Source organism: Candidatus Limnocylindrales bacterium, from assembly GCA_035626395.1.
Taxonomy (GTDB): Bacteria; Desulfobacterota; Binatia; order UBA1149; family CAITLU01; genus DASPNH01.
In genome coordinates this window covers 414,884-428,351 of record DASPNR010000030.1, presented here as the reverse complement: position 1 = coordinate 428,351, position 13,468 = coordinate 414,884, and the positions used below count along the sequence as shown (strand labels likewise).

Sequence of the window (13,468 nt, the reverse complement as noted above, 5' to 3'; positions counted from 1 at the left end):
CCGGCGCGAGCGTGCAGATCAGTAGTTGTCGTCTTCGGCGTCGGCGCCGGGCAGGCGGGGAGCCGTGATGCCGCCGGCGTCCGAGTGCATCGTGCGCTGCGCCTGCTCGTACTCGTCCTGGCAGGTCACGCACAGGCGGGTGAAGGGCATGGCATCGAGGCGTCCGGCCGCGATCTCACCGCCGCACTCCTCGCACTCGCCATACTCACCCGAGTCGATGCGCGCCAGTGCATCGTCGATGAGCTGAAGCTTCTTGCGCTCGCGGTCGCCGAGCAGGAGGTTGATCTCGCGATCGCGCTCGTCGCTGGCGATATCGTACGTGTCGCGACCTTCGCCGGCCTCGCCCTCGCGCCCTTCCTTCATGTCGTCCTTGATGACGCGCATGATCTCTTTGCGCATCTCCAGGAGCTTGGTCTGAAACTTGTCTCGGTCGCGTTTTCTCATGCCGTGCGCACTCCCTGTCCCGAAAGGCGCGATACCTTAATGACGGTCTTGGCCGCCGTCAATCCGCAGGCGAAACATTTCCGAACAGATCGAAGCCGTCGCTGCCGGTGATCTCGACGTCGATGAGCCGCCCGCGCTGCTCCGCGACCTGCTCCGTAAGAAACGTCACGCCGTCGATCTCGGGCGCCTGCAGATCGGTGCGGCCGTACCACTGACCATCCTCGTCGCGACCGCACACCAGAACGCGCCGCCGCTGTCCGACTTCGTCCGCAAGCCAACCCGCGCTGATGGGCTCTTGCAGGGCCAGAAGCGCGTCGCGCCGATATTCGGCAACCTGAGCATCGACGGGGTCGGGCAGATCGAACGCAGCACTGCCCTCTTCGGGCGAGTAGGTGAAGACGCCGATGCGATGGAAGCGCGATTCGGTAACGAAATCGCACAGACGACCGAAAGCTTCTTCGGTCTCGCCGGGAAATCCGACGATGAAGGAGGTGCGGATGGCAGCCCCGGGCACGCGCTCGCGGATCCGTTCGAGAATGCGTCGCACCTGCCCGGTGTCCCTGTGGCGGCGCATCCGGCGCAGGATTTCGCCGTCGGCGTGCTGCAGCGGAATGTCGATATACGGCACGACGTTCCCGACGTTGGCGATGGCATCGAGGGCCGAGTCGGTGAGCGTGCTCGGGTAGAGATAGAAGCAGCGCACGCGCTCCAGCCCCGCCACGCGGCCGAGCCGCCACAGGAGCTGCGCAAGGCCGTCCTTGAGGCCGCGGTCACGTCCGTAGGCCGACAGGTCCTGCGCGATCAGGTTGAGCTCGACGATGCCGGCCCCGGCAAGCCGCTCGGCCTCGGCCGCCACGTCGTCGATCGTGCGGCTCTCGTGTCTGCCGCGAAAGGACGGGATGACGCAGAACGAGCACTCGTGATCGCATCCCTCCGAGACCTTGAGGTAGGCCGAGCCGTCGGTCTCGGTGACCCTGCGCTCCATCCACGCGGCCGGCAGATAATGCTTGTCGCCGCGAAAGATGACGCCGCCGGTGCTGTCGATGGCCGCGGGGAAGCTGTCGAGCGCTCCGGTGCCCACCATCGCATCGATCTCGGGAATGGATGCGGTCAGCTCGGCGCCGTAGCGCTCGGCCATGCAACCGGTGACGACCAGGCGCCGCCCTTCCTGTCGCGCCTTGATGCGAGCCAGCTCCAGGATCGTATCGACCGACTCCTGCCGCGCCTCCTGAATGAACGCGCACGTGTTGACCACCAGCACGTCGGCCTGGTCGGGGCTGTCGACGAGCTCGTGCCCCTGCGCCAGCGCCCGCCCGATCATCAGCTCCCCATCGACCTGATTCTTCGGACACCCCAGCCTCGCAAGGAAGATCTTCCTCGATGCGGTCGGGTCCTGGATCTGCGGTTTCTTGCTCATGTTGCGGGCGGAATGCGGCTGGCAGGCGACGTCGCTCAGTCGCGGAAATTCTCGAACTGCAGCGGCTGGCCGTAGTCATTCTTCTTCAGGAACGCAATGGCCTCCTGCAGATCGTCGCGGTTCTTGCCGCTGACGCGCAGGCTGTCGCCCTGGATCGCCACCTGCACCTTCATCTTCGTTGCCTTGATGTCCTTGACGATCTTCTTGGCGGTCTCGGCATCGATGCCGGCCTTGAGCTTGATCTTCTGACGGGCGCGAGCGCCGCCGGCCGGCTCGATGGGTCCGCGGTCCAGCACGGCCAGCGAGATCCCTCGCTTGGCCAGCTTGCCCTCGAGAACCTCGAGCGAGGCCTTCACGTGGAAGTCGTCGGACGACTCGATCTGAAACGCCTCCTGCTTGACCAGCTCGATCCTGGTGTCCGAGTTCTTGAAGTCGAAGCGCTGCCCCACCTCCTTGACCGCCTGCCCGAGAGCGTTGTCGACTTCGTGCCAGTTGATCTTCGAAACCACATCAAACGACGGCATCGTGCTGCAATCCTTTCCGAAAATTCTCGCCCCGCCCGCCCAGGCGCGGCCGCGCAGAGTGCCCCAGATGCAAGGCGGAGGCGAGTAGTGCGAGCGGAAGCGTACTTCCCGTACGCTGCAGCGAGCGATCTCGCCGACAACGCAGCAGATGGGGCGCTATGCGCGGACGCGAGCGGCCAATCCGCCCATCCAGCTTCAGAACCCAGGCTGAGGGTCGGTGATCACGTCGACACCCGACGGCGGCGTGAACAGGAAATGCGCCTTGTCGCTGCCGCGATTTCGCTGCGGCTCCGCGAACGTCATCTGCGTCACCGATCCGGCAGCGTCACGAACCGTCACCGCCTGCAGATCGAACGTCTGCGCATCCAGCTTCACCTCGAGATCCTCATGGCCCTGCTCGCGGGGCTTGAGATGAATGAGCACCGTTGCCGGATCGGGGCGTTTCAGCGTTGCGACGTACCGCTCGGCCACGCCCTTGCGACCGGCAAGCAGCGCGACCAGCCCGCCGCGCCCGAACGCCTTCGAGTAGGGAATCTTGTACACCTGTTCGAGATCGGGCTGATACAGCCAGATCGTCTGACCGTCTCCGACAACCGTCTGTGGCGGCCCCTCCGTATACTCCCAGCGAACCAGATCGGGCTTGGCGAAGAAGAACCGGCCGGCGCTCTCGACCTTGGTGCCGACGTCGGCCACTTCGATGATCTGGCGAAAGCCGGCCGCGTAGTCCTCGGTTTCGGCCCAGCGCTGCTCGTACGCACGCCAGATCTTCTCGGCTTCCGGGTCGGAGGCGTTCGGGTTGAGCCTGGCGGCGGCCCTGGCAGCGGCCTCGGCAGCCTTTTTGATGTTGTCATTGGAGCTTGCTGCCGCCGGCGCCGACTTGTCGGCAGGCTTCTGCTCCGCCGGCGCGTTCTTCTCGCCGCCGCTCTTCTGCTGCGCCGGCGCGCTCTTCACCTTGGCCGGCGGCGCCGTTTTGACGGTCGGAGCTGGCTTGGCCGGCGCCGCCTCCTGCGCCAACGCCGGCGGTGCGGACAGCAGTGCAACCAGCGAAAGACGAGCGAGTTTGGCCGGGGTCACGGCCGCCCGTCTAGCAGAGGACACCGTCGATTGCTTCCCGAGACGCGCGCAGCCGCTTCCGCCGCCGGCAGGTGCAGCGAGGCCGGGCCGTGCGTCAGGGTTCGACGGCCGATGCAGGTGGCCGCGCGGCAGAGCCGATCCGCCTCTACAGCGCCTGGGCCAGAACCTTTCGGGGCTTGGCGCCGTCGGGAGGGCCGACGACGCCTTCGCGCTCCATCTGCTCGATGATGCGGGCGGCGCGGTTGTAGCCGATGCCGAGCTTGCGCTGCAGCCAGGAGGTGGAGCCCTGCTGGTGCTGGGTGACGAGCTCGACCGAGCGATCGTAGAGCTCGTCGAAGAATTCCTCGCCTTCCTCCTCGCCCGCCTCGCCGGCCGCGGTCTCCAGCATGTCCATCTGGTACTCGGGCGCGCCCTGGCGTCGCAGGAAGTCGACGATGTCCTTGATCTCCAGGTCCGTGATCAGCGCGCCATGCAGGCGCTGAAGGAACGAGGTGCCCGGCGCCATGTACAGCGCATCGCCATTGCCGAGCAGCCGGTCGGCGCCGACCGTGTCCAGGATCGTGCGCGAGTCGGGGCGCGACGTTACCTGGAAGGAAATGCGTGATGGGAAATTCGCCTTGATGAGACCCGTGATGACGTCGACCGAGGGACGCTGCGTGGCAACGATCAGGTGAATTCCGGCTGCGCGCGCCTTCTGCGCCAGGCGCGTGATGGCCGACTCCACCTCCCGCCCCACCGTCATCATCAGGTCCGCCAGCTCGTCGATGATGACGACCACGCGCGGCAGGTGCTCGTGCTGCAAGGCGGCTTCCTTGGGAGCCACCGTCTCGGCCTCCTCTCCCTGTTCGTCCTCCTCCTCGACCTCGACGACCTTCTTCTTCGGCTTGAGCTTGGCCGCCGCCTCCGCCGCCGCCTTCTCCTCGGCGATGCGCTTGTTGTAGTCGTCGAGGCTGCGGACCTTCTTGTCCTTCATCAGCTCGAAGCGCCGGTCCATCTCGCGCATCACGTTGGCCAGCGCGGCGGCCGCCTTCTTGACGTCGGTGACCACCGGCACGAGCAGATGCGGGATGCCCTCGTAGAGCGACAGCTCGAGCATCTTCGGATCGATCATGATGAAGCGCACGTCGTTCGGCGTGGCCTTGCAGAGGATCGAAACGATGTAGGTGTTGAGCGCCACCGACTTGCCGGTTCCCGTGGCGCCCGCCATCAGCAGATGCGGCATCTTGGCCAGGTCGGCGTACATCGGCAGCCCGGTCGTGTCGCGTCCGAGCGCCAGCGCCAGCGAGGAGCGGTGGCTGCGGAACTCGTCCGCATCGATCAGATCACGCAGACCGACCGTTGCGCGATTCTTGTTGGAGACCTCGATGCCGACGCAGTTCTTGCCCGGAATGGGAGCGACGATGCGCACGCCGTGCGCGCGCAGCGCCATCGTCAGATCATCGCAGAGGTTGACGACGCGGCTGACCTTGATGCCCGCCTCGGGCTCGAACTCGTAGGTCGTGATGACCGGACCGGGGCGCACGGCGGTGACCCGGCCGCCGACACCGAACGTGGCCAGCTTCTGCTCGAGGATCCTGCTGCTCTGGACGAGAGTCTGCTCGTCGACGTAGTCGGAGCGGTCGTCGCGCTTGCCCAGCAGGTTGGCGGGCGGAAGCCGGAAGTCGCCGCCGGTGGAGAAGCTGAATTCCTCCTGCGCCGGCTCGCTCTTCTTCTTGGCCGGCCGCTCCAGTCGCGGTCGCAGGACCTGGATTCCCGAGCTGCCTTTGCGCGCAGGCGCCGCCCGATCCTCCTGCTCCTCGTCCTCGTCTTCGTCGCCGAAGACGACCATGGGCCCGGTGGCGCCGGCTCCGGCGGCAGCGGGGCGGCGCCGCAGCGCAAGGCTCGGCAGGTGATCGCGCAGCGAGAAGCCGCGCAGGCGCGGCAGACCCTGCCGAAGATGGCGCCCCGCGCGCCGCAGCGCCGACATCGAGGCGTGGTGGGCGGACTCGATGGCCTCGGCGATGGCGCGCTGCATGGCGCGCAGCACGTCGGAGAGCGCGTAGCCGGTGATCATCATGAAATCGAGGAGGAACAGCGCCGTCAGCGCGACGGTGGAGCCGCCGGCGCCGAGGCCCTGCACCATGACCATGCCGAGAAAACCGCCGACCCAGCCGCCGGCAGCCTCGGGCGCAACGTGAGGCCGGTAAACGCCCAGGCTCACCGACATCAGTAGAAGAAGGAAGATGGCGCCCACGCACCGAACCGGCGAGAGACGGACGGTGCGGCTGATGAACAGCGCCGCTCCGGCACTGACCAGCGCGGCGGGGAAGACGTAGGCCCCGTAGCCGAAGCACTGCACCAGCACGTTGGCCAGCGTGAAGCCGAGGCGCCCGCCGTGGTTGACGCCCGGCGATTCGGGCACGTAGGAGAACAAACAGAGAACGAGGAAGAAGCCGACGGCCGACGCGACGATCGCCTCGACCTCCTGAAAGAGCCGCGAAGGGTCCCTGCTTGCCGCGGATGACCTAGCCACCGATCCCACCAACCACACTCCACACCAGCACCAGGGCGCCGGTCGCCCAGCAGTATACCGAAAAGCCGCGCAGACTACCGCTGCGAATTGCGCGCATCATGACCTCGATGGCCAGCCAGCCGGTCACGGCCGCCGCCAGGGGACCGACGATCAGCGGCGCGGCGTTGCCGTCCCGGGCCATGTCGAGGACTGCCGGCGCCTTCAGCACCAGCGCGCCGACGATGGCAGGGATCGACAGCAGAAACGAGAAGCGCGCGGCGGTGTTGCGCTCCACTCCGACGGTCAGTGCGGCAAACAGCGTCGAGCCCGAGCGCGAGACGCCCGGGAGCAGGGCCAGCGTCTGGATGCCGCCGATGACGATTGCGTCGCGGACCGTCAGGTCCTTGGCCATGCGGCCGGTGGCCCCGCGGCCGACGATGAGCGAGAGCAGCGTGCCGGTGACGAGCAGGCCTACGCCGGCCGTGGCCAGGGAATGGAAGGTCTGCTCGAACCAGTCCTCCAGCAGAAGCCCTGCCAGTGCCACGGGAACCGTGGCCAACCCCAGAAGAAAGATCCATCGCAGCCGCACGGGCTGCTCGACGCCGCCGCGGCCGAGCAGCGCCAGCGCCATGTCCAGAAGGTCGCGCCAGAAGTAGGCGACGACGGCGATGAGCGTGCCGAGATGAAGAAGAACGTCGTAGGCGACGGCGTTGGGTGGGCGCAGCCCGAACACCTCCTGCACGATCACCAGGTGACCGTCGCTGGAAACGGGAAGGAATTCGGTGAGCCCCTGGACGATGCCAAGGATCAGAGCCTGCGCGATCGTCACTCCACCACTGCTCCGCTGCCGCTGGAATCGAGACGCGCGATCCTAACGTCGCGGCCTGCAGCGGACAAACCCCGGCTGTTCACGAAGCGCGGGCGTTTCCACCGCACGGCGCGCTTGCGCCGCTCCTGCCGACCGCATCGCGCATGCGGCGCGCCTGCAGACGGTACGGCGCTCCTTCAGACGGGCTGCGGCTTGCGTCGCCCGTGCGATCCAAAGGTGCGGAGCCGCAGGCAGCCGCGCCTCGCGCGACTCACAGCTCCATCACGTACGGCACGACCACCGGCCGCGAGCCGTGCACGCGCCGGAAGAAGCGGCGCACGGCCAGGCGCACTTCCTCCTGCAGCTCGTCACGGTCGCCCACCGCCGCGCGCGGCATGGCGCGTACGGTGTCGACGACGGCGCGGCGCAGCGGTTCGTCGTCGATCTCCTCGTCCTCACCGGTGACCACGCCGCGCATGATGAACTCGGGCCCGGTCAGGATCGTGCCGGTCTGCTGCGCTACCGCCAGGATCACCATCACCATGCCGTCCTGCGAGATGTGGCGGCGATCGCGCACCACCGCCTCGTCGAGAACGCCGAGAACCGCGCCGTCCACCATGACGCGGCCGACCGTGACCTGACCGGCCACACGCGCGCCGTCCCCGTCGATCTCGAGGACGTCGCCGTCGGTGATGCGGAAGCAGTTCTGCGCCGGCACGCCGGTCTCTTCGGCCAGACGCGCATGGTGCAGCAGGTTGCGGTACTCGCCGTGCACGGGGACGAAGTAGTCGGGCCGGGTCAGCTCGAGCATGGTGCGCAGCTCGTCCTTGCAGGCGTGCCCGGAGACGTGCGCGCGCGAGCGGCGCGGGTAGTAGACCTCGCAGCCGAGCTTGTAGAGCTGGTCGATGATGTGCGCGACCGCCCGGTCATTGCCCGGTATGGTCTTGGACGAGAAGATCACGGCATCGCCGGGGCCCGGCTCGACGTCGCGCATCTCGCACATCGCCACGCGCATCAGCGCCGAGCGCGGCTCGCCCTGCGATCCGGTGATCAGATAGCAGACCTTCTCGCGCGGAAGGCGCGCCGCCTCCTTCTGGTCGATGAGGATGCCGGGCGGGATGCGCAGATGCCCGGTGTGCGTGGCCAGCGCCGCGTTGGATTCCATGCGCCGTCCCACCATCGCCACCTTGCGCCCGAACTGCTCGGCCAGCGAGAGCACCGCAGCCATGCGATGGATGTGGGAGGCGAACGTGGTCACGAACACGCGCCCGCGGGTTGCAGCGAACATCGGCTCCAGCCATCCGCGCACCAGCGCCTCGGAGCCGCTGTGCCCTTCGCTCTCGATGTTGGTCGAGTCCGAAAGCAGCACCCGCACTCCTTCGTCGCCGAGCTGCCGGAAACGCTCGAGCGCGAAGTCGCGTCCGTCGATCGGCGTCGGATCGATCTTGAAGTCGCCGGTGTGAATGATCGTCTCGCCCTGGCTGCGGATCGCGATCGAGCAGGCGTCCACGATGCTGTGCGTGACCGGCAGGGCCTCCATCTCGAAGCCGCCGAGCGAGAAGGTGTCGCCGTCGCGGTAGATCTCGATCTGCTTGCCCGACAGGTGCGTGCGGTCCTCGAGCCTTTCGCGGATCAGCCCGGCGGTGAAGGGCGTGGCGAACGCCGGCACGTTGAACTCGCCCCAGACGAACGGCAGCGCCCCGATGTGGTCCTCGTGCCCGTGCGTGATGACGAAGCCCTTGAACTTGTCCCCGAGGCTGCGCAGGTAGCCGAGGTCGGGAATGACCAGATCGATTCCCATCATGTGATCGAGCGGGAACATCACGCCGCAGTCGACGGCGATGGCGTCGTCGCCACGCTCGATCACCATGCAGTTGAGGCCGAACTCGCCCAGGCCACCGAGCGGGATGATGCGAAGAGGAGCGGTAGGCATCGAGAAGGTTCCTTCACGCCGCCGCGGCGGCCGGTTTGGGAGCGGCAACGGGTTGGGGATGCGGATCGAGCTCCTGCAGCATGCGCTGGATCTCGTCACGCACGCGCTCGGTCAGCGCGACGCGGTCGTCGGCGGTCATGCCCGAGGTCTCGATCGGGTCGCCGAATGCAACGTGGATCGTGGCCGGCGACGAAACGATGGAATGATTCGGCAGCGCGATCTCGGATCCGGAGATCGCCACCGGCACCACCGGAAGGCCAGCGCTGATCGCGAAAGCCGCGCCGCCCTTCTTGAAAGGCAGCAGCTTGTAGGTGGACGAGCGATGTCCTTCTGGAAAGAAGCAGATGATTACGCCGCGATCGCGTGTGTGGCGCGACAGCTCTTCGACCGCCGCGCTTGGATCGCCCCGATCGATGAAGATCTGTCCGCTCATCTGCAGCGCCTGTCCGAGAATCGGCACGCGCCTGAGCTCCTTCTTGGCCACCCAGCGCGTCACGCGCGGCAGCAGCAGGCTGGCGATGGCCGGAGGATCGAGCTGGCTTCGATGGTTGGAAAGTATGACGTACTCGCGGTCGAAGCGAAGCTTCTCCAGTCCGTGCGGCACCACTGTGGCGCCAAAGAGCTTGAGAAGGCCGGTGATCCAGGGCGCGGCGACCTGGTAGTAGACGAACGACCCCGGCACCAGAACGATCGCCAGCATGACGATGGGCATCCAGATCGCGGTGAAAGCGAAGAATGCGAGCAGCCGAATGTAGGCCACGACAAGCTTCATCATCTTGCCCGGCAACGCACCGGTTCGGCTTTCATCCTAGCACGTCTCCGTCATTGACTATGTCCAGGTGCGGCTTTAGCCTCCCCGAAAATTCAGCGGACGTACACGCGAGAGGGTAGTATGGCATCACTAAACAAGGTCATGATTCTTGGCAATCTCGGTCAAGATCCCGAGCTGCGACATACCTCGGGTGGGAAGGCGGTCACTACCCTTCGACTGGCGACGAACGAGTCGTGGCAGGATGCCAATGGCCAGCGCCAGGAGCGCACCGAATGGCACAGCGTGGTCGTCTGGGGCCGCGCCGCCGAGAACTGCAAGCAGTACCTCAGCAAGGGCCGAACCGTCTTCGTCGAGGGGCGCCTGCAGACGCGCAAATGGCAGGACCAGAGCGGCAGCGATCGCTACACCACCGAAATCGTTGCGGATCGCGTTCAGTTCATCGGCGGCGGCCCGGGCGGTGATCGCGCAGATCGCGCCGATCGCGGCGACCGCGGCGGAATGGGCGCTGGCATGGACGACATGGGCCCGGCCCACAACGACGACGACATTCCTTTTTAGATCACACGGCAGAAGGCGCCGCGCTCACTGGCGCGGCGCCTTCTGCCGGCTGCCCTCGCGCCAGGGCGCGGCGACGGGCATGTCCAAGCGGACACGAAGCGCGATGCGCGGCGCGGTCCGCCGCAGACAAGTCCGCGGCCGCGCCTGCGTTGCACGCGGCGACGAGCGTTCGAGCATTGCACGCAGTCTCCGCACCGACCACTGTCCGTTCACCAACCACTGTCCGCGAACGAATAGTACTTTCCGCGCCCGACGATGACGTGGTCGAGCACCGAGATACCCATCAGCTCGCCGACGCGGCGCAGCCGGTCGGTTATCCGGCGGTCTTCCACGCTCGGCGTGGGATCTCCGCTCGGATGGTTGTGCACGAACAGCACCGCCGCCGCCGCCTCGCGCACTGCGGGACGAAACGCTTCGCGCGGATGAACCAGCGAGGCGCCGAGCGAGCCCTGCGAGATGCGCACCTTCCCCATCAAGCGGTTCTTTCCGTCCAGCAGCACGCAGTAGAAGCTTTCGCGCTTGTCGTCGATCAGCAGCGGCCCGAAGTGCGCGTGCACGGCTGCCGAGGACGAAAGCGTCGCACCCGGCTCCAGCGGCTGCGAATGCAGTCGGCGCGCCAGCTCGCCGATCGCCTGGAGCCTGGCCGCGCGCACGCGTCCGACGCCGGGCACCGCCTGCAGTTCGCGCACGGAGGCGCTGACGATGCCGCGAAGGTCCGTGAACGATGTCAGCAACGAGCGCGCGACGAAGAGTGCGCTGCCGGCGCCGGCGTGGCCGGTGCCGAGAACGACCGCTAGGATCTCGCCGTCGCTCAGCACCGCCGCGCCCTGCTCGAGAAGCCGCTCGCGCGGACGCTCGCCCTGCGGCCAGGCCTGCGGAGAGGAATCGTGCGCGCGCGGAACGCCTGCTGCCGAGTCCGGACTGCTCATGGCGCGAGCGTACGCCGCATGCTCCGCCGACGTCAGCGACCGGGATGTAATGAAGCGCGCCCGGGAATGGGGGCGGTTGCAGAAGATGCCGATGATCGCTTGGCGCCTGCGCTGCCGGCTACTCGCCCTGCCGGCGGAACTCCCCGCTGCGCCCGCCGCTCTTCTCCACCAGCCGCACGTCGGTCAGCACCATCGTCTTGTCCACCGCCTTGCACATGTCGTAGACGGTCAGGCCGGCAATGGTCGCTGCCGTCAGCGCCTCCATCTCCGCACCCGTTCGCGCGGTGACCGCGACTCGCGCCTCGATCTCGAGCACTCCGGCGTCGGCGCCTGCCCTGAACGAGACTTCCACGGCCGAGAGCGGCAGCGGATGACAGAGCGGAATCAGCATCGGCGTCTGCTTGGCCGCCATGATGCCGGCCGTGCGAGCCACCGCCAGAACGTCGCCTTTCGGAAGATCGCCGGCAAGGATGCGCGCCAGCGTCGAAGCATCCGTGCGCAGTCGCGCTCGCGCCACTGCGCGCCGCTCGGTGACGTCCTTTGCCCCGACGTCCACCATGCGCGCGCGGCCCTTTTCGTCGAGATGTGTCAGCTCGGACATGGTTGCATGCCTTCCTGGGAGTTCTTATATCCGCAAGGCCTCCCTCGACGCGGTGCAGAACACCACCCGGCAGGCTCGCGCAACATCGCGCACACGGACCATAGCGCAAGGGCGACGCAGAGACGACGATGACGACAGAGCATCACAAGGTGATCATTCTGGGTTCCGGACCGGCCGGCCTGACCGCGGCGCTGTACTCGTCGCGCGCCAACCTGGTCCCGCTCGTCGTCGAAGGCACGCAGCCGGGCGGACAGCTGACGATCACCACCGAGGTCGAGAATTTCCCCGGCTATCCCAAGGGCGTGCTCGGCCCCGACATGATGAACGAGTTTCGCGAGCAGGCGGCCAAGTTCGGCACCCTCTTTGCCGTCGGCGACATCACCTCCGTCGATCTGACCAGGCGCCCGTTCACCCTTCGTACCGAGAGCACGACCTTCACGTGTGACGCCCTCATCATCGCCACCGGCGCCAAGGCGCGCCTGCTCGGCCTGGAGTCGGAGATGCGGCTGATGGGGCACGGCGTCTCGGCATGCGCGACCTGCGACGGCTTCTTCTTTCGCGACAAGAAGGTCCTGGTCGTCGGCGGCGGCGACTCGGCCATGGAAGAGGCCAACTTCCTGACCAAGTTCGCCAGCTCGGTCACCATCCTTCACCGGCGCGAGGAGTTTCGTGCCTCCAAGATCATGCTCGACCGTGCGCGCAACAACCAGCGCATCTCGTTTCGTCTCAACGTCGCGGTCGAAGACATCCTCGGCGATGCGGCCGCCGGCGGCGTCAAGGCGGTGCGCGTACGCGACACGATCACGGGCGAGGTCTCCGAGATCGAGTGCGACGGCATCTTCATGGCCATCGGACACGTTCCCAACACCAGCATCTTCGAAGGGCAGCTCGAGCTGGACTCCAAGGGCTACATCGTCACGCGCCCCGGCAGCACCTACACCAGCGTCGAGGGTGTCTTCGCCTGCGGCGACGTGCAGGACAGCACGTACAGGCAGGCCGTGACCGCGGCCGGCAGTGGATGCATGGCTTCGATCGATGCGGAGCGCTGGCTCGAAGGCCAGCACGCGGCGTAGAGGGCGCCGCGACGGCGCTGGCGGCGCAGACTTTCAGTGCCGGACACCGAGCCGAAGACGCAAGAAAGGACGCGCGCGCTGCGGCCGAAAGATGCCGCCACGCTCGTCCTGGTTCGCAGCGACGGGCCGCGCCCGCGCATTCTCATGGGCCAGCGCTCGCGCGGCCACGTCTTCATGCCCAACAAATGGGTCTTTCCCGGCGGCCGCGTCGACCGCTGCGACGCGCATGCGCCGGCGGCGTGCGAGCTGCTGCCGGAGATCGAGCGGCGGCTGGCGGAGGGCAGCGTGCGGCGCCGCACGCGCGCGTTCCCGCTGGCGGCGGTGCGCGAAACGTTCGAGGAAACGGGGTTGGTGGTCGGCAGGGCCGGTGCGCTGCGTGGGCGCGTGCCCTTGCAGTGGCAGGAGTACGCGCGGCACGGCGCGGCGCCCGATCTGTCGCGCTTCACGTTCATCTGCCGCGCCATCACGCCGCCGCAGCGGCCGCGCCGGTTCGACGCGCGCTTCTTCTTTGCGCGCGCCGAGGAGGTCCTGCTCGATGAGCGGCCGCAGTCCAGCGGCGAGGAGCTGCTGCACGTGGAGTGGTTCGATCTCGAGCAGGCCGAGCAGCTCGACCTTCCCAGCGTCACGCGCTTCGTCATCGGCGAAATCCGCCGTCGCCTCGCAGGCGAGGAGCGCGAGCCGCCGTTCCTGACCTGGCGCAATTCGCTGCAGCGGTGAGAGCCGGCGCATGCGCGGATGCGCATCGTCGGCGGAGCACCATGCGCCTCTTGTAGCGCCGCGCAGCCGGTGCTTGCCGCAGCGGCGCCCCGCGCGGAACCGGCGGTGCGTGCCGGCGCAGCGGCCG

Annotated in this window: 13 protein-coding genes; 3 read left to right on the top strand and 10 right to left on the bottom strand. The window is 67.4% G+C overall.

The genetic code is table 11. From position 1 onward, the window contains the following. Nucleotides 1-18: 18 nt before the first annotated feature. The 8 genes from VEC57_11295 to VEC57_11260 form a co-directional block, all read right to left on the bottom strand. A complete protein-coding gene (locus VEC57_11295) occupies nt 19-444 on the bottom strand; it encodes a TraR/DksA family transcriptional regulator (GenBank protein ID HYB99703.1) in 426 nt (141 codons plus the stop codon). A gap of 58 nt (nt 445-502) precedes the next feature. After that, nucleotides 503-1,861, bottom strand: a complete 1,359-nt coding sequence (gene rimO / locus VEC57_11290) for a 30S ribosomal protein S12 methylthiotransferase RimO (protein HYB99702.1) — start codon at nt 1,859-1,861, stop codon at nt 503-505. Between the two features lie 35 nt (nt 1,862-1,896). After that, on the bottom strand, nt 1,897-2,385 hold the full coding sequence (locus tag VEC57_11285) for a YajQ family cyclic di-GMP-binding protein (protein HYB99701.1): 489 nt from the start codon (nt 2,383-2,385) through the stop codon (nt 1,897-1,899). A 195-nt stretch (nt 2,386-2,580) separates the two neighbouring features. Further along, nucleotides 2,581-3,459: an outer-membrane lipoprotein carrier protein LolA gene (locus VEC57_11280; protein HYB99700.1), complete on the bottom strand. Its 879-nt coding sequence runs from the start codon at nt 3,457-3,459 to the stop codon at nt 2,581-2,583. Between the two features lie 145 nt (nt 3,460-3,604). Then, nucleotides 3,605-5,971 carry a DNA translocase FtsK gene (locus tag VEC57_11275; protein ID HYB99699.1) on the bottom strand — a complete coding sequence of 789 codons (2,367 nt, stop codon included), beginning with the start codon at nt 5,969-5,971 and terminating at the stop codon, nt 3,605-3,607. Next, on the bottom strand, nt 5,964-6,779 hold the full coding sequence (locus VEC57_11270; protein ID HYB99698.1) for an undecaprenyl-diphosphate phosphatase: 816 nt from the start codon (nt 6,777-6,779) through the stop codon (nt 5,964-5,966). The genes VEC57_11275 and VEC57_11270 overlap by 8 nt, the downstream gene beginning before the upstream one ends. A 250-nt stretch (nt 6,780-7,029) precedes the next feature. After that, the gene (locus VEC57_11265) at nt 7,030-8,691 is read right to left on the bottom strand and encodes a ribonuclease J (GenBank protein ID HYB99697.1); all 1,662 of its coding nucleotides are present in this window, start codon (nt 8,689-8,691) and stop codon (nt 7,030-7,032) included. 13 nt (nt 8,692-8,704) lie between these two features. After that, nucleotides 8,705-9,466, bottom strand: coding sequence for a lysophospholipid acyltransferase family protein (locus VEC57_11260; GenBank protein ID HYB99696.1), 762 nt, complete (start codon nt 9,464-9,466; stop codon nt 8,705-8,707). A 117-nt stretch (nt 9,467-9,583) separates the two neighbouring features. On the opposite strand from VEC57_11260, the gene VEC57_11255 reads away from it, so the two are divergent. After that, complete coding sequence (locus VEC57_11255) at nt 9,584-10,021, top strand: single-stranded DNA-binding protein (protein HYB99695.1); 438 nt, start codon at nt 9,584-9,586, stop codon at nt 10,019-10,021. 209 nt (nt 10,022-10,230) lie between these two features. Here VEC57_11255 and radC read toward each other — a convergent pair whose 3' ends face one another. Both radC and moaC read right to left on the bottom strand, forming a co-directional pair. Further along, on the bottom strand, nt 10,231-10,950 hold the full coding sequence (radC, locus tag VEC57_11250) for a DNA repair protein RadC (GenBank protein ID HYB99694.1): 720 nt from the start codon (nt 10,948-10,950) through the stop codon (nt 10,231-10,233). A gap of 118 nt (nt 10,951-11,068) precedes the next feature. Beyond that, complete coding sequence (gene moaC, locus VEC57_11245; GenBank protein HYB99693.1) at nt 11,069-11,551, bottom strand: cyclic pyranopterin monophosphate synthase MoaC; 483 nt, start codon at nt 11,549-11,551, stop codon at nt 11,069-11,071. A gap of 128 nt (nt 11,552-11,679) precedes the next feature. Between moaC and trxB the strand changes: the two genes are divergently transcribed. Together trxB and VEC57_11235 are read left to right on the top strand one after the other, a co-directional pair. Beyond that, on the top strand, nt 11,680-12,624 hold the full coding sequence (gene trxB, locus VEC57_11240) for a thioredoxin-disulfide reductase (GenBank protein ID HYB99692.1): 945 nt from the start codon (nt 11,680-11,682) through the stop codon (nt 12,622-12,624). A 36-nt stretch (nt 12,625-12,660) separates the two neighbouring features. Next, entirely contained in the window at nt 12,661-13,341 is a 681-nt protein-coding gene (locus tag VEC57_11235) for an NUDIX domain-containing protein (protein HYB99691.1), read from the top strand. Nucleotides 13,342-13,468 lie beyond the last annotated feature (127 nt).